Origin of the sequence: Cobetia sp. MM1IDA2H-1 (assembly GCF_002916775.2) — a bacterium.
In the GTDB taxonomy this organism is placed as follows: domain Bacteria; phylum Pseudomonadota; class Gammaproteobacteria; order Pseudomonadales; family Halomonadaceae; genus Cobetia; species Cobetia marina.
The window spans coordinates 2921687-2943027 of record NZ_CM133225.1 but is presented as its reverse complement, the minus strand read 5'-3'; the positions used below and the strand labels follow the sequence as shown (position 1 = coordinate 2943027).

Annotated in this window: 18 protein-coding genes; 9 read left to right on the top strand and 9 right to left on the bottom strand. The window is 63.4% G+C overall.

The genetic code is table 11. The annotated features are described in order from the left end of the window. Position 1 precedes the first annotated feature (1 nt). Positions 2–958 (bottom strand): LysR family transcriptional regulator, encoded by a 957-nt coding sequence (locus BOH68_RS12505; protein WP_167592974.1) that lies wholly within the window; start codon positions 956–958, stop codon positions 2–4. Positions 959–1221: 263 nt separating this feature from the next. Between BOH68_RS12505 and BOH68_RS12500 the strand changes: the two genes are divergently transcribed. The 3 genes from BOH68_RS12500 (at position 1222) to BOH68_RS12490 (ending at position 5221) form a co-directional block, all read left to right on the top strand. Beyond that, a complete protein-coding gene (locus BOH68_RS12500) occupies positions 1222–2220 on the top strand; it encodes an NADP-dependent oxidoreductase (protein WP_077374747.1) in 999 nt (332 codons plus the stop codon). A gap of 380 nt (positions 2221–2600) precedes the next feature. Further along, the gene (locus tag BOH68_RS12495) at positions 2601–3752 is read left to right on the top strand and encodes an iron-containing alcohol dehydrogenase (protein WP_077374744.1); all 1152 of its coding nucleotides are present in this window, start codon (positions 2601–2603) and stop codon (positions 3750–3752) included. 212 nt (positions 3753–3964) lie between these two features. Beyond that, positions 3965–5221 carry a CobW family GTP-binding protein gene (locus BOH68_RS12490; protein WP_077374741.1) on the top strand — a complete coding sequence of 419 codons (1257 nt, stop codon included), beginning with the start codon at positions 3965–3967 and terminating at the stop codon, positions 5219–5221. A gap of 29 nt (positions 5222–5250) precedes the next feature. On the opposite strand, the gene BOH68_RS12485 is transcribed toward BOH68_RS12490, so the two are convergent. Genes BOH68_RS12485 through queC form a run of 4 tightly spaced genes read right to left on the bottom strand, consistent with a single transcriptional unit; the run spans position 5251 to position 7878 of the window. Next, positions 5251–5538, bottom strand: a complete 288-nt coding sequence (locus BOH68_RS12485; RefSeq protein ID WP_077374738.1) for a YkgJ family cysteine cluster protein — start codon at positions 5536–5538, stop codon at positions 5251–5253. After that, complete coding sequence (locus BOH68_RS12480; RefSeq protein WP_077374735.1) at positions 5535–6434, bottom strand: 6-carboxytetrahydropterin synthase; 900 nt, start codon at positions 6432–6434, stop codon at positions 5535–5537. The genes BOH68_RS12485 and BOH68_RS12480 overlap by 4 nt, the downstream gene beginning before the upstream one ends. 8 nt (positions 6435–6442) lie before the next feature. Then, a complete protein-coding gene (gene queE / locus BOH68_RS12475; protein ID WP_077374732.1) occupies positions 6443–7135 on the bottom strand; it encodes a 7-carboxy-7-deazaguanine synthase in 693 nt (230 codons plus the stop codon). Beyond that, on the bottom strand, positions 7135–7878 hold the full coding sequence (queC, locus tag BOH68_RS12470) for a 7-cyano-7-deazaguanine synthase QueC (RefSeq protein ID WP_077374729.1): 744 nt from the start codon (positions 7876–7878) through the stop codon (positions 7135–7137). Before queC ends, queE begins: the two co-directional genes overlap by 1 nt. A 442-nt stretch (positions 7879–8320) precedes the next feature. Between queC and BOH68_RS12465 the strand changes: the two genes are divergently transcribed. Beyond that, positions 8321–10045 (top strand): putative bifunctional diguanylate cyclase/phosphodiesterase, encoded by a 1725-nt coding sequence (locus BOH68_RS12465; RefSeq protein WP_139345447.1) that lies wholly within the window; start codon positions 8321–8323, stop codon positions 10043–10045. Between the two features lie 131 nt (positions 10046–10176). Here BOH68_RS12465 and BOH68_RS12460 read toward each other — a convergent pair whose 3' ends face one another. Further along, positions 10177–11136 (bottom strand): LysR family transcriptional regulator, encoded by a 960-nt coding sequence (locus BOH68_RS12460; protein WP_077374722.1) that lies wholly within the window; start codon positions 11134–11136, stop codon positions 10177–10179. 436 nt (positions 11137–11572) lie between these two features. Between BOH68_RS12460 and BOH68_RS12455 the strand changes: the two genes are divergently transcribed. The 4 genes from BOH68_RS12455 to BOH68_RS12440 all read left to right on the top strand — a co-directional run bounded on the left by BOH68_RS12455 (position 11573) and on the right by BOH68_RS12440 (position 16543). Then, on the top strand, positions 11573–12904 hold the full coding sequence (locus BOH68_RS12455) for an MATE family efflux transporter (protein ID WP_103751404.1): 1332 nt from the start codon (positions 11573–11575) through the stop codon (positions 12902–12904). A gap of 322 nt (positions 12905–13226) precedes the next feature. After that, positions 13227–14486, top strand: a complete 1260-nt coding sequence (locus tag BOH68_RS12450) for a D-amino acid dehydrogenase (protein ID WP_077374715.1) — start codon at positions 13227–13229, stop codon at positions 14484–14486. A 160-nt stretch (positions 14487–14646) separates the two neighbouring features. After that, on the top strand, positions 14647–15030 hold the full coding sequence (locus tag BOH68_RS12445; protein ID WP_077374712.1) for a RidA family protein: 384 nt from the start codon (positions 14647–14649) through the stop codon (positions 15028–15030). 262 nt (positions 15031–15292) lie between these two features. Beyond that, the gene (locus BOH68_RS12440; protein ID WP_077374709.1) at positions 15293–16543 is read left to right on the top strand and encodes a LysR family transcriptional regulator; all 1251 of its coding nucleotides are present in this window, start codon (positions 15293–15295) and stop codon (positions 16541–16543) included. Positions 16544–16659: 116 nt separating this feature from the next. Here BOH68_RS12440 and BOH68_RS12435 read toward each other — a convergent pair whose 3' ends face one another. From BOH68_RS12435 to phhA, 3 genes are all read right to left on the bottom strand, one after another. Next, positions 16660–17853, bottom strand: coding sequence for an amino acid aminotransferase (locus BOH68_RS12435; RefSeq protein ID WP_077374706.1), 1194 nt, complete (start codon positions 17851–17853; stop codon positions 16660–16662). Position 17854: 1 nt separating this feature from the next. Next, entirely contained in the window at positions 17855–18193 is a 339-nt protein-coding gene (locus BOH68_RS12430) for a 4a-hydroxytetrahydrobiopterin dehydratase (RefSeq protein ID WP_077374704.1), read from the bottom strand. A 66-nt stretch (positions 18194–18259) separates the two neighbouring features. After that, entirely contained in the window at positions 18260–19141 is an 882-nt protein-coding gene (gene phhA, locus BOH68_RS12425; protein WP_077374701.1) for a phenylalanine 4-monooxygenase, read from the bottom strand. A 462-nt stretch (positions 19142–19603) separates the two neighbouring features. Here phhA and BOH68_RS12420 point away from each other — a divergent pair, with 462 nt between their 5' ends. Then, complete coding sequence (locus BOH68_RS12420; protein ID WP_077374699.1) at positions 19604–21163, top strand: sigma-54-dependent transcriptional regulator; 1560 nt, start codon at positions 19604–19606, stop codon at positions 21161–21163. Positions 21164–21341: the final 178 nt, after the last annotated feature.

Genomic DNA, 21341 nt, shown 5'->3' with positions numbered 1-21341 from the left:
GTCACGGCGTGAGGCGCTGACGCAGCCGATGGGAGAGTTCGCGGTGGCGGGCTTGAATACCTGTCGAGAGAGATTGACGCAGCCAGCGATGCCCGGCGTCATGATGCAGGCGTTCGTGCCACACCAGCCAGTAGGAGAAGCGGTTGATGGCGATGGGCAGCGGGCGCAGCACCAGCGGTAGCTGATCCAGCATGCTGATGGCCAGGCAGCCCGGAACGCATAGCAGCAGATCGCTATGGCAGGTGACACTGAAGGCGGCCAGGAAGTGGGGCTGGCGCATGACGACCTGCCGACTCAAGCCCAGCTCCGCCAGCTTGAGATCCACCGCACCACGCTCATCACCGCCCATGCTGATCAATTGATGGCTGGCGGCGACGAAGTCCTCCAGACTCAATGTCTCCTTCGCTGCCAGCGGATGGTCCTTGCGCATCACGCAGACGAACTGGTCATCCCCGATCTCGCGCCCATGCACGCCGGCCGGCACCTTGGCGGTGGGCACGCACATCGCAAGCTCCGGCCCCCCTTCCTCCAGCTGTTGTTCGACATTGCCCCCATAGGCCTGGATGTCCAGACGGATGCCGGGCGCCTGGTCATGCAGCGGTGCTATCTGCGGTGCCACGAAGGCGTGCATGCCATAGTCGGTGGTGGCCAGCTGGAAGCGGCGTTGGCTGTCGGCTGGCGAGAATTCGGGGGGTGCCAGCAGTGCGCCCAGCTCCTGGAGCAGGCGCGCGAGAGGCTGTCTGAGCGCCTCGGCACGTGCCGTGGGGCGCAGGCCGCGTTGCGCACGAACGAACAGGGGATCGTCAAAGGCCTCGCGCAGCCGAGCCAGGGTACGTGAAACGGCAGGTTGACTCAGGTTGAGGCGCTCCGCGGCCCGAGACACGCTGCGCGTTTCCAGCAGCGCATGCAGCGCGACCAGCGTGTTGAGGTCATGGCGAGCGAGTTCAGCCAGATGCATGGCGGGAAGTTTCCGGTGGTGAAGAGGCCCCGGACGGGGATGAAGGTGCGTATTTTCAACCACGCATGATATCAGTCTCATGCATACCGGAATTCAGTTTCTGTCATTGGTGTGATATCGGGAGCGCGAGTAATCTGGTGGGACTTCGTCGCCGGGGAACGATTGCGGCGACCTGTCGTCACACGGTCAAGGCCTCGGGCCACCTGCCTGATGACGATTCTGATCACGTGACGTTTGACCAGATCATTCGCAAGGAGCATTTCATGCAGACACGCTATTACACGATCACCGACTATCCGAAAGGCACTCCGGAACGCGACCTGTTCACCTTGCGTGAAGAGGCGCTGAGCGAGCTTGGCGAAGGGGAAGTGCGCATTCGCAACCGCTGGTTGTCCGTCGATCCCTACATGCGTGGCCGCATGAGTGGCGCCAAGACCTATATTGACCCCTTCGAGCTCAATGAGCCGCTGCAGGGTGCGGCAGTCGGTGAGGTGATCGAGTCACGCGACTCTCGCTTCAAGACCGGCGACAAGGTGCGTCACATGGGCGGCTGGCGTGATATCGCGCAGCTGTCTGGCGACCAGGTCGAGCCGCTGCCGAGCATCGACGTGCCGGAGCAGGCCTACCTGGGCGTGCTGGGCATGCCGGGCATGACTGCCTGGACCGGTCTGAACATCATCGCCGAGATGAAAGAGGGCGACAACGTGCTGGTCAGCGCGGCCTCCGGTGCGGTCGGCTCGCTCGCCGTGCAGCTGGCCAAGGCCAAGGGCGGGACTGTCGTCGGCATCGCCGGCAGCCAGGAGAAACTGGATTGGCTGGAGGCGCGCGGCGTCAAGGCGGTCAGCTACAAGGGCAAGGATGCTGAGCAGCTGACGAAAGCGCTCAAGGAGGCCTGCCCGGACGGTTTCGATGTCTACTACGAGAACGTCGGTGGTGACTGCCTGGTGGCGGCGCTCAACAACCTGAACGTCGGTGCACGCATCGCCGTCTGCGGCATGATCTCCAGCTACAACGATACCGAGGTGGCGGCGGGCCCCTCCAATATCTCGATGATCCTGATTCGCCGGGCGCGCATGCAGGGCTTCATCGTCTTTGACCACTGGGACAACTACAGCCGCTTCCTCGAAGAGGTAGGGCCGCAGGTCGCCAAGGGCGATATCGACTACGAAGAGACGGTGGAAGAGGGACTGGAACAGACGCCGGACGCCTTCCTCAAGCTGTTCACAGGCGCCAACAAGGGCAAGATGCTGGTACGTCTGTAACCTGAGACGGCAGCACTGAAGCCCCGAACACCTGACGCCTCGCGTACGCGCGGTGCTCAGGCATTCACGAAAGGCTCGCCACGGCGAGCCTTTCGCGTTGGTGAAAGGCATTCGCGTGGGTGAGCGCCATTCGCTTTGGTGAGAAGCTGTCACGTCGCGACGCGATTGGTGATTCACACGAACCAAAGACGTGCGCACTGTGCTCTACTTTCGTCGTAGATGCTGCTCTAGAATGTGCGCAACATTCGTGGGGTGGTGACGTCTTCATTTCGTTTTCGTGTCACCAGGCCCTCACGCGACACCCTGTGTCAGGTGGCGCCTGGTCATGGCGGCGTTCTGCATTGCCGCCGTGCCGCCCCTGACTCTGCGAGGAGAGCATCATGCAGGACTTTACCTATCAGAACCCGACCCGCGTGCACTTCGGTGCCGGCCAGATCGCCAAGGTGCGTGACGAGATTCCCGCCGATGCCCGCGTGCTGGTCACCTATGGGGGTGGCTCCATCAAGAAGAACGGCGTGATGGATCAGGTGGAAGCGGCACTGGAGGGCCATCAGTGGTGGAGCTTCGGCGGCATCGAGCCGAATCCGAGCTATCACACCCTGCTGGAAGCGCTGGAGGTCATCAAGCGCGAGAAGGTCGATTATCTGCTGGCAGTCGGGGGAGGCAGCGTCGCCGATGGCAGCAAGTTCCTCGCGCTGGCCGCCTGTCACGCCGGTGATCCGTGGGAGATTCTCGCCGAAGGCAAGCATCCCGAGACGGCATTGCCGCTGGGCGTGGTGCTGACCCTGCCGGCCACTGGCTCCGAGTCCAACGGCAATGCCGTGGTCACCAATTACGAGACCCACGACAAGCTGCCGATGTTCAGCGAACTGGCCTACCCGCGCTTCGCGGTGCTGGACCCGGCCACCACCCTGACCCTGCCGGAGCGCCAGAGCGTCAACGGTGTCGTCGATGCCTTCGTGCACGTCAGCGAGCAGTATTTGACCTACCCGGTCAACGCGCCGGTCCAGGATCGCTTCTCCGAGGGTCTGTTGCTGACCTTGATCGAGGAAGGCCCCAAGGTACTGAGCCAGCCGGATGACCTGGCCGTGCGCGCCAACATCATGTGGGCCGCCAACCTGGGCCTCAACGGTCTGATCGGGCGTGGTGTGCCGCAGGACTGGGCCACGCACATGATCGGTCACGAGATCACCGCACTGCACGGTGTCGATCATGGCCGCACCCTGACCATCGTGATGCCGGCGCTGTGGGAAGAAATGTTCGAGGCCAAGCGTGCCAAGCTGGCGCAGTATGGTCGTCGTGTCTGGGCGCTGGACGGTGATGATGAAAGCGTCGCCCGCGCTGCCATCGACAAGACGCGTGAATTCTTCACCCGCATGGGCGCGCCGGTATCGTTGAGCGAAGCCGGCATCGGTGCCGACAGCATCGACCTGCTGGTCGACAACCTGGCACGTCATGGCTTCACTGCCATCGGCGAGCACGGTGACATCACGCCGGATGTGGCGCGTCGTATCCTGACCCGCGCTGCCTGATCACGCACGTCAGTCAGGTCGCAAGGCAAGCCTGAAACCCCTCGTCACCTCTGGTGGCGAGGGGTTTTGCGTATGTCCCCTTGGCGGCGGCTTGCCGATTGCCGGATTGCGTCATGTCGCAAGGCAGGATTCGCTTCACGAGACGTCGTCGCCGGGCTTATTTTGTTACTCTATAACCTTTTGCACGCCCTTCATCCTGCGGAGAATTCAGCATGTCTCTGGCTTCACGCGGCGCCGATACCGGCGACGCCTCGACGGATTTAGCACGTCACACGCGGATACCGGTGCATCTGATCACCGGCTTTCTGGGAACCGGCAAGAGCAGCTTCATCCAGGCACTGGTCGCGGCCAAGCCGGCGGATGAGCATTGGGCGATCCTGGTCAATGAATTCGGGCAGGTAGGCATCGATCAGGCACTGTTTGCCGGACGCGAGGATGTCAGCGTCAAGGGGCTGCCCGGCGGGTGCCTGTGCTGTCAGCTGGCCTTCGTGCTGCAGGCGGGACTGGTCAGCCTGATCCATCAGACCCGGCCTGATCGTCTGATCATCGAGCCCTCGGGGCTGGGCCATCCCGCAGGGTTGATCGATGTGCTGCGCAGTGAAGGGCTGGCCTCCGCGCTTGAGCTCGAGGAAGTCATCACCCTGCTGGACCCGCGTGCACTGGACGATACCCGTACGCGTGAGCATGGCACTTTCCAGGATCAGCTGACGCTGGCGGGGGGCGTGGTGCTCAGCAAGCGGGATCTGGCGACTGATGAGCAGCTGGCGGCCGCGCATGAGTTTCTGGAAGGGATGTGGCCGCGCAAGCGCTGGGTGGGTGAGCTGGGCAGAGCCGACGGCGAAAGTCAGCCGGCCCAGGCACGCATGGACGGTCAGGAGGTCGCGCTGATCGATTGGCTGCTGCCAGCAGGGCGTGAATCCCATCGCCAGGGCGGCTTGCACGCCAGCGACTCCCATCACGTCAGCGAAGATCGTGAGAACCAGCCCGAGATCAGCATGCCGGCTGCCCATCGCGCTGCGCGGGATAGGGCGCGTCTGGCGCAGGAGACTTCCACCAGTGAAAAGACGTCAGCCTCAGGCGTGATGCCATTGCCCGGCGCACCGGTGATCGAGCAGGCCGAAGGGCTTGAGCATGCCAGTCTGGGATGGCGAATCGTGGCGGGCGAGGTGTTCGATCTTGATCAGCTGACCCGGTGGCTGGATGGACTGCCGCGCGACTGGCGGGTGAAGGGCATCTTTCACACGACGGAAGGCTGGCGCAGCTATAACCGTGCCAAGGGACGAGCCGAACTTGCGCCTTCCAGCTGGCGCGAGGACTCAAGACTCGAGTTGATCGCGCCGCTGGAGCAGCAGGGGCAGGAGGGGAGGGCGACTGCGTTGCCGCTGGCGGATTCCCGTCAGCTGAATGCCGCCTTGCTGGCCTGTCGCAGCGAGGGTGCCGCCAGGCCCTTCAATTTCTTCGGCGAGTGAGCTGAGATCTATCCCTCAGGGGGCGTCTCTCACGTCAGGCGCTCCCACTCGCCGATCAGGCGCAGGGCCTCTTCGCTTGAATTGCCACACAGCTCGATATCGAAGTCGAAGTTGCCACACACGGCCGGTCGTTGTGGCGTTCCGAACAGCTTGCACAGATTCTCGTCATCCAATTGCACGCAGCGCACGCCTGCCGGCTTGCCATTGGGCATGCCGGGAATCGGGCTCGAGATGGAAGGCGCGATGCAGCACCCCCCGCAGCCGGCGCGGCAGCCGGATGCGGGAGTGGCCGCGAGGTGGTGGGCGGTCTGCGTCATGATGTGGCGGGCATTTCCTCATGCTCAGGCAGCACCAGCGGCTGGCGGGCGGTCTCTGGCGTGTGCCGCGCGATGGCGCCCTTGTTGATCCCTTCATAGGCTTCGACGCGAATGCTGTCGCCGCTGTCGAGAGCGATCTGGCGCGCCAGCCAGTCGGCGATCCACTCGATGGTGGTCGGTGTCGGCAGCAACCAGACCTGCTTGCGCGGCAGGCGAATGCGGAATCTGCCCTGCGGTGCCTCATAGCTGAATACCAGCTCACGGCCGGGACGGTCGATCAGATCGCCTTCTTCGGCCAGGTAGCGGTCATTGAGCTTCTCGGCCCACTCGGCTTCCAGCGCCGTGTCCCGCAGCCCATTGCGTTCGATGACCAGCGGGGAGCGGTGACCATGCGCGATACGCTGACAGTTGCCGCTGTGATGACGCAGGCCATGACTGTAGGTGTAGGCGGCACCCTCGATGCACTCATCGCGCAGGCGCACGCGCAGCGCCTCGACGCGCGGCGGCAGGCGGCGCGTCAGCAGCTTCTCGAAGTGGTTGGCCAGCACCACGGTGGTGACCTCGGCCACCGGCAGCAGGCAGAAGGCCTGGCGCGGGCCGCGCACTTCCATGGCATAGGGCTGGGTGAAGCGCAGACACAGTCCTTCCGGGCAGTCCGTGACGCTCACGCCGTCGGCCTGACTGGGCACGATCAAGGTGTGATCGGCGTCCTGGTCGATCATGCGCTTGGCCCACGGCTTGACGTCGCCGAAGTCGAACAGCATGCCGTCATGGCCGACGGCGCCGTCCAGCTCCAGGTCCAGATGCTGACTGATGCCATGCAGGCCGCGAGTATTGCTCCACACCGAGGCATCCACCGCGGTGAGGGCCCTGACGAACAGGGTCTTGGAAGTCATTGCCGTCATCAATCGATACCACTGATCTTGTGAGTCTGCAGCGATAGCTGCCACTGGGGATTGGCCATGCAGTAACTGACGCACTGGTTCATCGGCGTATCCGTCGCCAGTACCTCGCGATAATGCTCGCGAGCGGCGGCTGGCGCGGGCAGGGCATCCAGGGCGGCGGTATCCAGTGGCTGCAGATAGAAGTGCGCGAAGTCCAGACTGACGAAGCGCTCCGGCAGCGCCTCCGGCTGCGGGTAGACGAGCTTGAGCTCATCGCCGCCGGTGAGGACCAGCTCGCTGGCACCCTTGGGGCTGACGCATAGCCAGTCGATGCCGGCGGGCGGCGTGACGGTGCCGTTGGTCTCCACCGCGATCTCGAAGCCGCGGGCGTGCATCGCGTCCACCAGTTCGCGGTCGAGCTGCAACAGTGGCTCACCGCCGGTGAAGACCACATAGGGCGTGGCGATGCCGGAGTGTTCCGGCCACAGGCTGGCCAGGAAGTCCGCCAGCTCGCTTGCGGTGCGGAACTTGCCGCCATTCTGGCCGTTGGTGCCGACGAAATCGGTGTCGCAGAAGCGACAGACCGAGGTGTCGCGGTCCTGCTCACGACCACTCCACAGATTGCAGCCCGCAAAGCGGCAGAACACGCTGGCGCGCCCTGCGCGAGCACCTTCGCCCTGCAGGGTGTAGAACGCTTCCTTTACCGTATACATCAGAGAGTGCCTGCGCCCTTGGCCGAATCGGCCGTGTCATACCCGAGCGGATCGCTCAGCCCATGGGCGGCAAAGGCAGCGAGGCGCTCACGGCAGCTGCCGCATTCCCCACAGGCCAGTTCACGGCCTTCATAGCAGGTCCAGGTCTGGGCGTAATCGAGCTGCATGGCGATGCCGGCGGCCAGAATCTCGTCCTTGCTGGCGTGCAGGAAGGGCGCGCGAATCTCCACCGGCGAGAAGTTGGCGATCGCGGCGACGGCATTCATCTTCTCGACGAATTCCGGACGGCAATCCGGGTAGAGCACGTGATCTCCGCCGTGGGCACCATAGAAGCACACGCCAGCCTCGATATTGACGGCCTTGGCGATCGCCAGGGACAGCAGGATCATGTTGCGATTGGGCACCACGGTCGAGGTCATGGAGTCCTCGTCGTAGTCGGCCTTGGGCATCGCCTGGTCACTGTTGGTCAGCGCGGAGTTGTCGATCAGTCCATGGATGGCGCGAATGTCGACGACTTCGTGGGCGACGCCCAGTGACTCGCAGACCTGGCGTGCGACGTCGAGCTCACGCGAGTGGCGCTGGCCGTAATGGAAGGAGAGGGCGTGTACCTCGAAGCCTTCCTTCAGCGCCTGGTGCAGGACGGTGTAGGAGTCCATGCCACCGGAGTAGATGACGACGGCGCGGGGGCGCTCTGCAGAGGAGGCAGGAGCGGATACAGCGGAATTCGGGACGTTGAGAGTCATGACGGAGAATTTCTTTGACCGATGGATTCGGCGCCCGGGATCCGGTCCGGGCGAAACGGGCGCCTATCCTACTCTTCCCGCGGTGTTGATGCCACCAGGACGCTTTGAGGCCACCAGGACACTTTGATGCCCACCAGGACACTTTGAGGCCAGCAGGACATTCTGGATGGCCGGGAGGCGCGTACCGCATTGGCTCAGGAAAAGCGTCGAGACATCGCAAGCGTTGATGGGGCGAGAAAATAGCCTTGGTACCTGCCCCATGCCCTGACATAGACTCAGTGTATTAGCGAAAGATTGCAGTAATGGTGAAAGTGCAGGACATGCCGTTGAAGTGAGACATGGCATGTGAAGGACCGGAGGTGAGCTCGATGGCGGTAACGGTTGCACCGTCAGCGGGCGGGATAGCAAGACCCTTATTCATTGTGACTGCAGTGGGGTGAGCGTGCCTCTCGATATTCTGATCAAGTTGTTGTCCTCCATCGAAGAGCCGCTGTGGATCTTCGACCGCTTCGGCCAGCTCGCCTGGAGCTCACCCCGTGCCCGTCAGGCAGAACACCAGCCTGAACTGCCGAGAACCCTGTCGCATCTGCCGGAGCCCTGTGGGCTCAGCGGCCAGCCGGGGATGTGGATGATGGGGATCGACGGGGAGCTGGGCCACTGGCTGCTGGTGCAGCAGGCCAACCTTCCCTGGCGAATGGCGGTGTTCGATGAAGAACGACTCGTCGCCTATACCTGTGGCTGGAAGGAGCTGTTCGGTGAGGCGCGCCCGCGGCTTGAACCGGTCAGTGAGCGCCGCGTGCGCCTCAAGGCGCCGTTCTCGGGTCTGGCCGAAGCGCGCGCTGCCGGTCTGGACGACAAGGTGCTGATCGCGCTGCGTCGACTGCAGCCGATCAACCTGCTGTCGCGTGATCGCTTCAATGCCCAGGTGGACGAGCTGCTGTCCGGTGAGGCGGTCGATGGCGGCATCATCTATCTCTCGCTGACCCATCTGGAGATCATCAACTCGGCGCATGGCGCGGAGCGTATCGACCCGCTGCTGGAGCGCGTGGCGGAAGCGATGTCGTTGCAATACCGCGATGCACTGGTCTGTCGTCCGCTGGGCAATGCCTTCGCGCTGTTCTTCACCGGCGATGAAGTCGCCCTGATCGCGCGGGCCAGCGAGCTGTGCGAGCAGCTGGTCACGCTGATGCGCCTGGATGGCAAGTCCTTGCCCGTCACCGCGCGGGTGGGCATCAGCCTGGCGCCTCAGCACGCGCGTCGCGCGCATCGGCTGCTGCACCTGGCTGAACTGGCCATGCTGCATGGCGAGCAGGACGATATCGATGTCTGCGGGGCCTGGCATGTCTTCTCGCCCGGTGCCCACATGCGTCACCTCAACGATTACCGACTGACCAGTGACCTGCGCGAGCATCTCGAAGAGCTCGATCTTGCCTTCCAGCCCCAGTTCGATCTGGTCAGTGGTCAGGCGGTCGGCGTGGAGGTGCTGGTGCGCTGGGACCATCCGGAGCTCGGGACCATCGGGCCTGGGCGCTTCATTCCGCTGGCGGAGCAGTACGGCTTGATCGGTACCGTCGGGGCTCGTGTGATGGATGCTGCTCTCAAGGCGACGCGGGATCTGGTGACCCCGGACGGCAAGCCGCTGTCGGTGGCGATCAACGTCTCGGCCCAGGAATTTCGTGACCCCGGCTTTCCCGAGCGAGTCTCACAGGCGCTCGCCTTGCACGACTTCGCCCCCGAGCGGCTGGAGCTGGAAATCACCGAGTCCTCACGGGTGCCGGATCTGGATCGCGTCGTCGAGCGCTTGACCGGTCTGATCGACCGAGGTGTCAGGCTTGCCATCGATGACTTCGGGACCGGCTTTGCCTCGCTGCTCTATGTCCGGGATCTACGCGCCTGTCGCCTCAAGGTGGACCAGCAGTTCGTCCGTAGCCTGGATCATGATGCGCGTGACCGCGCCATCGTCTCGCATGCCATCTCGTTGGCCGATAGCCTCGGCATGGAAGTGCTGGCCGAGGGCGTCGAGACGGTGGAGCAGGAACGCCTGCTGGTGGAGATGGGTTGCCATCTGGTGCAGGGCTTCCGTTACGCGCGGCCCAAGCGCCTGCCGGAGCTCAAGCAGTGGCTTGGCAACAAGCCCTGCATTCGCCCCTGTCCCGGGGCCGCCTGAGCTGACGGGTGCAAGCCCTGTCTGGCACAGGAAACGAAAACGCCCGTCATGCAGTCGCATGACGGGCGTTTTCGTTTTTCCTTCGGTGCTTCATGCAGCAGAAGCGGGCGCCAGACAGGCAAGTGACGCGCTCAGCTGCAGGTCTTGCCGTAGCCGTACATGTTCTCGAAGCCCGGAATGCGCTGCTCCCACACCGGCGGAGTCCCGACGACTTCCTGCAGGCAATCACTGAAGCGACGCGTCTTCTGGGGGAGATACTGGCGATGCGGGTAGACCAGATGGATGGATGGCAGCGGCTTCATCGGCACGTCGGTAAGCAACGGGACCAGCTCGCCATTCAGTACCTCATCCTTGATGTTGATGGCGGAGATCATGCCATAGCAGGCACCGGACTTGATGGCTCCGATCAGCACGTCGGCATCATTGACCTTGAGGCGAGAATCCAGCGCCACCTTTTCCTCGACGCCACTTTCACTGCACACCCGCAGGCGGTCGAGAATGAAGCCATCGCGTGAATAGACGGCCGCCGGCAGCCCCGAGAGGTCCGCGGGGGTCTTCGGCATGCCGTGGCGTTCGATGAAGGCAGGCGATGCGCAGATCAGATGGCGATGCGCGGCCAGGGGACGCGCGATCAGGTTGGAGTCTTCCAGTTCCGACATGCGGATGGCGAGATCATAGCCGCCACCGATCAGGTCGGTCAGGTGGTCTTCCAGACGGACTTCCACCTGGGTGTCCGGATAGCGCTCCATGTAGAGGCGCACCGCCTGAGCCACGTAGGTGCGACCGAAGTGGCTGGGGCTGGTGATCTTGAGCACCCCTCGTGGCCCGTCCTGGTAGGCGCCCGCGACATCATCGGTGTCTTCCAGCACTTCGCGCAGCCGCAAGGCATGCTGATGGATCTCGCGGCCGGCATCGGTCAGGGCCAGCGAGCGGGTCGAGCGGTTGAAGAGACGAATCTGCAACTCTTCTTCCAGACGACTGATCTGCTTGGAAACCACCGAGCGGTTGACCTGACGATGATCGGCTGCCTTGGAGAAGCTCTGTGCTTCCACGACATCCAGAAACAGCAACAAGCGGGATGCTTTATCCACGGTATGACCTCTCGTGATGCAACAGGAAAAGGCTCACGCAGCCGTCCTGCTCTTCAGGGTTGCGGCGCGCTTCAGCAGACAGGGACGCCGCCCGCAGATGGCAGGACAATCGGTAGGGACAGACCGGTCGCCCAGCGGGTCAGCATCGTCAACAGGCGAAGCTTAGCACGCCCAATGTTTCCGCTAATACTACGCATCAACGGATTTTCTCGCCTTCGTGTTGCCGTTACTGCATCAAAGACATGTCTGGCTGGCAGTATCTGCCTGACGGCGGAATCCCTAGAATCAACGTTCAAGCGCTGTCGTCGCGTAGCTCAAGCGCCCTCGTTCTCTTCTTCAGACCAGCGATGCCTGGCATCCTGGGAGTGATTGCATGTCTTCAACTCGTACTTCTTCGACATCCTCGCCTTCATCCTGTCCGAGTACCGGCGAGCTGATGTCCCGTCTCTGGCGTTCCACACTGCCGATGACCATCGGCATCATGGGATTGCTGGGCTTCAATCTGGTGGATGCCGCCTTCGTGTCGCGCCTGGGAACGGCGCCACTGGCGGCTCAGTCCTTCACCTTCCCGCTGACCTTCCTGATCATCGGGGTCCAGGTCGGCATGGGCATCGCCATTGCCGCCATCGTGTCACGCACGCTGGGGGCAGGGGAGGACGCTCGTGCCCGGCGGCTCGGCAGTGTGGTGGTGCTGGTCTCCGGCGGATTGCTGGCACTGTTGATGGTAGGACTATGGCTGATACGTGCGCCGGCCTTCCATCTGCTGGGCGCCAATGACCAGGAGCTCTCGCTGATCGAGCAGTACTGGGGCCCCTGGCTGGTGGCCAGCTGGGTGGGCGCCATGGCCTATGTGCTCTACAGCCTGTTTCGTGCCCACGGCAACACGCGGCTGCCCGGCGTGATGATGCTGGTGACCAGTCTGCTCAATCTGGCGCTGGACCCTCTGCTGATCTTCGGTCTCGGCCCCGTGCCGGGGTTCGGATTGGCGGGGGCTGCCTGGGCGACGCTGATCGCCTTCGTGATCGGCCTGATGGTGACGACCTTCAAGCTGTTGCAGGAAGAGTGGATCGCGGTGCAGGGGTTGGTTCAGGAATGGCGGGACTCCTGGCGTCAGCTGACGGGGATCGCGGCACCGGCCATCCTTTCTCAGATGATGCCGGCCGTGTCCGCCATGCTGGTCACGGCCATCGTGGCGACGCTGGGTCAGACCCAGGTGGCCGCCTGGGGGATCGCCTGCCGGCTCGAGACCTTTTCCTTGATCGTGGTGCTGGCGCTCACCATGTCATTGCCCCCCTGGTTGGGGCGGTGCTACGGCGCAGGTCGCTGGCAGGAAGTGCGCCGACTGATGAATCTGGTCGCCAGGATCGTGATCATCTGGCAGCTGGTGCTGGGCGTGGTGGTAGCGCTCCTCGCCGTCCCCTTGTCCCGGTTGCTGGTCGGCAATGAGGAGGTCGGCGCGGCGCTGGTCCTGCTGATCCCCTGGATGCTGCCAAGCTATGCCTTCCTGGGAATCTGCATGCTGGTGGTCTCGGCCGCCAATGCGCTGGGTTGGCCGCTACGGGCCACGCTCCTGTCCTTCCTGCGTCTCTTCGTGTGCTTCCTGCCAGCCGTCTGGCTGGGCGCTGAGCTCGATGGTCTGCGCGGCGTCGCGATCGGGGCGGCCATCGGCAATCTGCTGGCCGGTATCGTGGCCTGGCGTCTCTATCGTCAGGCGATCGGTGGGCTGGGCAAGCCCTCCCGAGGGCCTGTCGAGAGCGCCACCGCGTGATGCCGATGAGGGGGTGTTCGAGAGGGTGAGACTGCCAGGACGAGTCCTTGACGTAGCGCAAAAGCGGCCATTCTAAAAATGGCCGCTTTTTTGTGCGTAATTGCTGGTAGGTTGGCAAAATTAGCTATCAATCATCTGTATTGGAGGCCAATAACAGAATATTCGTGACGGATTTCACTCTTATACTGGGGTAATTGAGGTCAAGCCACTGAAGGCGGCGCTGCTGCTCGGGGCTGGATCAAGCGATACGTTTCGTGCGCGGCGCACGGAACCCCCCTTTCTTCCACCGCCGAGCGCGGTTGCAGTCACGGAGTAGAACAACATGAAGATTCTTGTGCTCGGAAGCGGTGTCGTCGGCGTGACCAGTGCCTACTATCTGGCGCGTCAGGGCCATGAGGTCACGGTCGTGGATCGTCAGGCCAGTCCGGCGATGGAAACCAGCTACGGCAATGCCGGCCAGGTGTCCTTCGGTTTTTCCTCTCCCTGGGCGGCACCGGGCATTCCGCAGAAAGCCGTCAAGTGGATGTTCCAGGAGCACGCGCCTCTCAAGATCCAGCCGCGCATGGACCCCCAGATGGCCAAGTTCATGGTCAAGATGTTCGCCAACTGCAATGCGGACCGTTATGCCGTGAACAAGGAGCGCATGGTTCGCGTCGCGGAATACAGTCGTCTGTGCATCAATTCGCTGCGTGAAGAGACGGGGCTGCGCTACGAGGACCGTCAGAAGGGCCTGCTGCAGCTGTTCCGCAACGAGGCCCAGGTCAAGGCCGTGCAGAAGGACATGAAGGTACTGGCCGGATGTGGCGTGCGTCACCAGCTGCTGGATGCCGAGGCCTGCGCCGCCGTCGAGCCGGCCCTGGCGCGCGTGCCGGGCAAGTTCATCGCCGGGCTGCACCTGCCGGACGATCAGACCGGTGATTGCCATCTGTTCACCAACCGGCTGGCGGATTACTGCCGTGACACCCTGGGCGTCACGTTCGTCTTCAATACCACGATCCAGCGCATCCAGCGTACTGGTAGCCGGATCGAGAAGGTGATCACCGACCGCGGCGAGATGAGCGCCGACAGCTATGTGATGTGTCTGGGCAGCTACTCGCCCTTCCTGGCACGTGATCTGGATCTGGATCTGCCGATCTACCCGGTCAAGGGCTACAGCCTGACCGTGCCGATCATCAATGCCGATGCCGCGCCGCAGTCCACGGTGATGGACGAGACCTTCAAGGTCGCGCTGACGCGCTTCGATGATCGCATCCGCGTGGGCGGTACGGCGGAGCTTGCGTCCTTCGACCTGTCCCTGCTCGAGAAGCGCCGTGCGACCATCAACATGGTGGTGCGTGATGTCTTCCCGGAAGCGGGCGACTATGCCAAGGCGGAATTCTGGGCCGGCCTGCGTCCGATGACCCCGGATTCCACGCCGATCATCGGTGGCACCAAGTATGACAACCTGTGGCTGAACACCGGACACGGCACGCTCGGCTGGACCATGAGCTGTGGCAGCGCCAGCCTGCTGGCGGACCTGGTCGGCGGGCGTACGCCCGGCATCGACCCGAACGGGCTGAACCTCGGTCGTTACGCTGCCTGAATGTCATGTGCCGTCGTCAGGGCCTGCCGGTGTCGGCGGGCCCGGATCGCTCCCGTTTCTCGTCTCGTGTCATCAGGGAGTCGCTGAGCACGCCGTCAGGTGACGCGTCTCCCACACGCTTCAAGACCTCTCTTTCATCACTCGATACAAGGAAGCCCGCATGACCAAGCAGATCATCTCCACTGACGCCGCACCTGCCGCCATCGGTCCCTATTCCCAGGCGGTGCGTACCGGTAACCTGGTGTTCCTGTCCGGCCAGATCCCGCTGGACCCGGCCACCATGGACGTGGTGGAGGGCGGATTCGAGGCTCAGGCCGATCAGGTGTTCCGCAATCTCAAGGCGGTGTGTGAAGCGGCAGGCGGTAGCCTGGATCAGCTGGTCAAGGTCAACCTGTTCCTGACCGATCTCAGCAATTTCGGCGTGGTCAACACCTTGATGGAGCAGTACTTCAGCCAGCCGTATCCGGCGCGTGCTGCCGTCGGCGTCAAGGAGCTGCCCAAGGGCGTGCTGTTTGAAGCAGAAGGCGTACTGGCACTCTCGTGATGGCTCGCCCATTGCCGGTCTGAAGGAATGACCGGCCTGAACGAGTGGCCGGTCTGAACGAATGACTGGCGCATCGATGCCTTGTCCCTCACTCCCCTCGCTGATTCATCAGCGGGGGGAGTGTCGTTTCAGGGGCATGACGTCTTGAAGGCTGGTGAAGCGTGACATTTGGCGCCAGCATGATTAGCGTAAGGCTAAATGAGCTGGCGCCCACTGCTGGCTCTCGGAGCATCGCGGACGAACCCCTTCAAGGAGCAATATCATGGCGCAGTCAGACACAGGCACACGTGAACCCGGCATACGGCTGCGTCAGCTGGAAATGCTGTGGGCGGTGATCGAGTGCGGATCGATGAAGGGTGGCGCGGCGCAGCTGGGCATCAGCGTGCCGGTGGTCTCGCGGGGCTTGGCACAGCTTGAGCAGACGCTGGGCTATTCGTTGTTCCTGCGTGAAGGTGGCCGGCTGGTGCCCACGCCGGAAGCCGAACGCCTGACCCCGTCACTGGCCCGGATGTTCACCGCGCAGTCCGAGCTCAGGCGACTGGCCTTCGGGCCGGGCAGTGGCAAGCGCCCGCGCCTGGTACTGGCAGTGACGCCGTCTCTGGAAGCCTTCAGCACCGGATGGCTTGAGCGCATCGCGGCCAGCGAGTCGTTGAGTGATTGGCTGCCGAGCCTTGAGGTGATGGAAGCCTCGACGCATGCCGCGGCGCTGGCCGAGGGGCGGATACACATGGCCGTCACGCTGGAAGCGCCGGAGGAGCCTCAGGGCGGCAAGCGTGCCAGGACAGCGGCCGCACGCGCGCGCGAACTCAAGCAGAGTCTGCGCGCACGGGCCCGTGAGGAGACCGTGCTGGTGGAGGGCGCCGAGGAGGGCGCCGGCATCCCTGCGGCGCAGGGCATCTCCTCAGGCATGCCGGAGCTGGGAGACGATGCCGCATTGTCGGAGGTCGGTATCACTCGCCAGGATGATCTGCTGTCCTCTCTGGACGACACGACAGCGGCGGCACAGCCTCCCGTCGAGGCTGCCGACGAGCAGCGCGACGCTGCAGGCCAGACTGCGCTCAAGCTGCCACTGATATTGCTGTGGCCTTCACGCTGGCCACTGCTCGACAAGCCGCTGACGGTGGAACGCCTCAATGAGCGGCCGTTCGTGGAGCTGCCGGAAAGCAGCAGTCAGGGGCGGCTGGTCCGTGGACTTCTCAAGCGAGAGCGCGTGACGCCGGCGAGTCTGGTGGAGGTGGCCACGCCTGCCAGCGCCGGGCGTCTGGCGCGCTCAGGCAGTGCTGCCACCATCATCGATGCCCTGTCGGCGCATCAGGTACTCGAGGATGCCGGAGGCGACCTGATCGGCATGCCGCTCTCGATGCGCAGCGAGCGCTATCTGGCGCTCAAGTGGCAGTGGCAGGCAGCGCAGGACGATGAACCGCTGCATGAGGTGCAGGCCTTGCTGGTCAGCCTGCTGGAAGAGGCGGTGGCGGCGAGTCTCGCGACGCTGCCTGTCGAGCGCGAGGAATGACGGTCGCGGTGACAGCGAAGGCTACCGACTGAGGGCGCCTGACAATGTCTCGTTCCAGCAATGAAAAACCCGCCAATCGGCGGGTTTTTCATCTTTCACGAAGCGTTCGGTCAGGCTCAGCCCTTGACGACGGTCGCGATGGCCTTGGCGACGTAGGGCAGATTCTCGCTGGAGAAGCCGGCCACGTTGGCGCGTCCGGAGCGCACCATGTAGATGCCGAACTCGTCACGCAGGCGATCGACCTGCTCCGGTGTCAGGCCGGTGTAGGAGAACATGCCGCGCTGCTCGGCGATGAAGGCGAACTGCTCATCCAGGCCATACGGCTTGAGCGCCTCGACGAACTCACGACGCAGGCCATTGATGCGCTCGCGCATCTCGGTCAGCTCGCTCTTCCACTCCGCGCGCAGCGTCTCGTCCTCGAGAATGTCGATGACTACCGCACCGCCATGTGCCGGCGGATTGGAGTAGTTCTCACGCGCGGTGATCGCGGCCTGGGAGCGCACGTCCAGCATGCTGTCCTCGTCCTTGGCTATCAGGATCAGGCAGCCGGTACGCTCGCAGTAGATGCCGAAGTTCTTGGAGCAGGAGCTGGTGATGATGGCTTCATCGACATTCTCGGCCAGCAGGCGCACGCCGTAGGCATCTTCTTCCAGACCATCACCGAAGCCCTGATAGGCGAAGTCGATCAGCGGCAGCAGCTTGCGTGACTGGACGACTTCCAGCACCTGGTCCCACTGCTCGCGGCTCAGGTCGAACCCGGTCGGGTTGTGGCAGCAGGCGTGCAGTAGCACCACATCGCCTTCCGGAATCGTCTTGAGGGTCGCCAGCATGCCGTCGAAGTCGAGGCGATTGTTCTCGTCGACATACGGGTAGCTGTGACGCGTCACGCCTGCGGCATCGAAGATGCCCAGGTGATTCGGCCAGGTCGGAGTGGACAGCCAGATATCACGGCCCTTGAGGTTGCTGGCGATGAAGTCTGCCGCCAGACGCAGGGCACCGGTACCGCCGGGCGCCTGAGTGGCGCTGGCACGGTTGGCAGCCAGCACCGGCGACTCGGCGCCCAGCACCATCGGCAGCACGACCTTGCCGAAGCGCGGGTCACCGTGGGAGCCGATGTAGGTCTTGGTGACTTCGCTCTCGACCAGGCGGTCCTCGGCCTGCTTGACCGCACGCATGACCGGCGTATTGCCGTTGGCATCGCGATAGACGCCCACGCCGAGGTCGACCTTCTGCGGGTTGGTGTCCTTGTTGAAGGCTTCGATCAGGCCGAGGATGGCATCCCCGGGTACACGCGCAATCTGCTCGAACATCTTATTTCGCTACCTCGTCGGTTCTGGCGGCCATGATGAAATCGTTCTTGTGCAGACCCTTCATCTCGTGGGACCACCAGGTCACGGTGACCTTGCCCCACTCGGTGAGAAGTGCCGGGTGATGCCCGACGTCCTCGGCAATCTCGCCTACGCGATTGGTGAATGCCAGTGCCTGCTTGAAGTTGCGGAACTTAAAGCATCGCTCCAATTGCATGATGCCATCGCGATTGAGCAACTGCCACTCGGGAATGGCGGTCTTGAGCGTCTCGATGTCGCTGTCGCTGACCTTGGGGGCATCGAAACTGCAGGCTTCACAGGACTGTCTGGCGAGTTCGGTCATGTCACTATCTCCGGCTTGAGGAAAGAGGGTGGGGCGGGTGAAAAGAAGCGCAAGGCGCCGGTGCGATCAGCGTGGTGCGAAGCGCGGCGTCTTGAGACCGAGCGCCATGGCCTCGTGCACCAGCGCCATGATGTCGCGACTGGCGAGTTCATGCAGATCGTCCAGTGACTCCAGGACATAGTAGAGCGGCTGCAGGATGTCGATGCGATACGGGGTGCGCAGTGCCTCGACGGCATCGAAGGGCAGGTGCTCGGGGCGCTCGAGACTGTCTTCGAGCTCGCCCAGTGCATAGCAGGTCTCGCGTGGCGAGGAAATGATGCCGCCGCCGTAGAGGCGCAGCGCACGACTGCCATCGGGTTGAACCTCGCGCAGCATGCCGAATTCCACCGTCATCCAGTAGAGGCGGGCCAGGTAGACGCGCTCTTCCTTGCTGGCGGCGAGACCGAGTCGACCGTAGGTGGCGGTGAATTCCGCGAAGGCGGGGTGGGTAAGCATCGGGCAGTGACCGAAGATCTCGTGGAAGATGTCCGGTTCCTGCAGGTAATCGAGTTCTTCGGGACGGCGAATGAAGGTGGCAACCGGGAAGCGCCGCTCGGCGAGCAGTTCGAAGAAGCGGGTGAAGGGGATCAAGGCTGGTACTCGTGCGGTTCGCCAGCCGGTGGCCGCCTCGAGCACCCGGTCGATCTCATCCAGCTGGGGGATGCGATCCCGGGGCAGGTCAAGATGTTCAAGCCCTTGCAGGTACTCGCGGCAGACACGTCCCTCGACCAGCGCCAGCTGGCGCGTCATCAGCGTCTGCCAGGTGGCGTGCTCCTGATCGCTGTAACGGATCCTGCCCCGGCTATCCGGTTCATGCGCCACGTAGCGGGTGCCCTTGGCCTGAGCCTGCGAGCCGGGCGCAGATACCTGGGATGCCTGTGGCCAGTCACGACCCTGCGGTGCGTTCATGCAACCTCCCGAACGGTATGGCGGCGCTGCGTGGGCAGGCTGCCGTATTGTCATCATGGCGGACATGTCAGTCCCTGCATGTCGATGACTACGCTAGGCCTTGTCGGACAGCCTTGACCAGTGCCACGGCCTGCTTTTGCGCGGCAGATAGCGGTGCGATGCCCCGTCTCTTGTCACATAATCCTGACACCTGTGCGGCTGATGGCCTCGATCAGTGCCATTCGGGCAGTTTTGCGTGCCGGCAATACCGTCTATTGTAAGGAATGCTTTACGAGGTTTTTGATAACGCTTACGTTAACGTCATTCAATGGGCCGCATTGCCCTGCGGTAGCCCGAATGATGTCCTCGGGTCATCAGCGTTTCCCCTACACGCTTGTGATCCTCAAGCGCCTGACCCTCAGAGCCGTGCCGTCAGAGCCACTCTGACAGCGGCGATATGCCAACGACAATGCCGAGAATGCCATGCGCCTCAAACTGACCTGTCAGAACCGGATCGGGATTCTGCGCGACATCCTGGCCCTCTTTGCCGATTACGGCCTCAACGTGTTGCGTGGTGAGGTCGGTGGGGAGGCCAACAATTCCATCTATCTGCATGTTCCCAACATGCTGCGTATGCAGCTCTCCACCCTGAAGCCAGCACTGGAGGAAATTCCCGGGGTCTTCAAGGTCACCCGGGTCAGCCTGATGCCCACCGAGCGGCGTCATCTGGAGCTCAATGCGCTGTTGTCATCACTGTCTGATCCGGTGATGTCCATCGACATGGAGGGACGCGTGGTGGCGGCCAATCGTGCGGCCGGCAAGCTCTTGGGCGTCCGCATCGATGAGGTGCCGGGGCTGGCACTGACGCGTCACATCCAGGATGTCGACCTGCCGGAGCTGATCCGGCGCAACAATGCCCGCGTCAACGGCCTGCGTCTGCGTGTCGGAGAGGAAACCTTCCTGGCCGACATCGCGCCGCTGCATACCGAGAACGAGGACGTGGCCTCGCTGGCGGGGGCCGTGGTCACCCTGCATCGTGCGGACCGTCTGGGCTCGCGTATCTATCAGATCCAGCGTACCGAGGTGCGGGGGTTCGAGGCCATCTTCCAGGCAAGCCGTCAGCTGTCCGCCGTGGTCAAGGAGGCCAGGCGCATGGCGCCGCTGGATGCTCCGCTGTTGATCGAGGGCGAGACCGGCACCGGCAAGGAATTGCTGGCGCGCGCCTGCCATCTGGCCAGTCCACGCGGGCAGGCACCGTTCATGGCGCTCAACTGTGCGGGCCTGCCGGAGTCAATGGCCGAGACGGAGCTGTTCGGTTATGCCCCGGGCGCCTTCGAGGGGGCACGGCCGGAAGGCAAGCTGGGTCTGCTGGAGCTGACCAGTGGTGGCACCATCTTCCTCGATGAGGTCGGCGAGATGAGCCCGCGCATGCAGGTCAAGCTGCTGCGCTTTCTGCAGGATGGTGGCTTCAGGCGTGTCGGCAGCGATGAAGAGACCTTTCTGGATGTGCGCGTCATCTGCGCGACCCAGCAGGACCTGCCGGCGCTGAGCAGCGAAGGGCGCTTCCGCCACGACCTCTTCCATCGTCTCAATGTGCTGTGCGTGCAGATTCCGCCACTCAGGGAATGCCTGGATGGACTGGAGGAGCTGGCACATCACTTTCTCGAACGTGCCGTGCGCCAGATCGGAGCGCGTGTTCGCACTCTCTCACCGGAGGCGATGGCACGCCTGCGCGGCTATCACTGGCCCGGCAACGTGCGCCAGCTGGAAAACGTGCTGTTCCAGGCGGTCTCGCTGTGCGAGGGCGAGGTGATCGAGGCGCAGCATCTGCGCCTGATTGGCGAGGTGCGCGATGAAGGTCTGGACAGCATCGATCTGGCAGGCAGCCTCGGCGATATCCACGACGAGGTGGAGCGGCGCGTGCTGGCGCGTCTTTATCCGGAGTTCCCCTCCAGCCGACTGCTGGCCAAGCGTCTTGGCGTCTCGCACACCACCATTGCCAACAAGCTCAAGCGCCACGGGATCGGCTCGGAGGCGGACTAGCCGCGCGAGGATCACGCGAACGCTCACGCGGGCGCTCAGGCACGCAAACAGGCCAGCGCGCCATCGGAAAGGGGAGTGGCAGGATGCTGCCGAGCGCGTCCCGTCACGCGTGTTTTGATTTGCCCGCTAATAAAGCGTATGATTCCGCCATTCATTAGCAAGCTAAATTGACGTTGGC